The sequence below is a fragment of the Opacimonas viscosa genome (assembly GCF_024199005.1).
In the GTDB taxonomy this organism is placed as follows: Bacteria; Pseudomonadota; Gammaproteobacteria; order Enterobacterales; family Alteromonadaceae; genus Opacimonas; species Opacimonas viscosa.
In genome coordinates this window covers 1-232 of record NZ_JANATA010000343.1, presented here as the reverse complement: position 1 = coordinate 232, position 232 = coordinate 1, and the positions used below count along the sequence as shown (strand labels likewise).

The 232-nt window shown below is 69.8% G+C and carries 1 protein-coding gene; it reads left to right on the top strand.

The window, feature by feature from the left end; translation table 11 throughout:
* On the top strand, positions 1 to 232 hold a 232-nt coding region (locus NLF92_RS13850; protein WP_254102860.1), incomplete at both ends, for a methyltransferase.

Here is a 232-nt window from a genome sequence, read left to right as displayed (position 1 = left end):
ATCGACGATCATCTCGATGTCTCCTCAAGTCCGAGCGTCATCCTGATGAACCCGCCCTTCTCGGCCCAAGCCAATGTCGATGGTCGGTCGACCGAGGCGACGGCCCGGCATCTGCGCTCGGCCCTCGCGCGCCTGGCCCCCGGCGGACGGCTCGTCGCCATCACCGGAGCCGGTTTCGCGCCGGTTGCGCCTGCCTGGGCCGAGACCTTCGGCCGTCTGACCGAGACCGCCC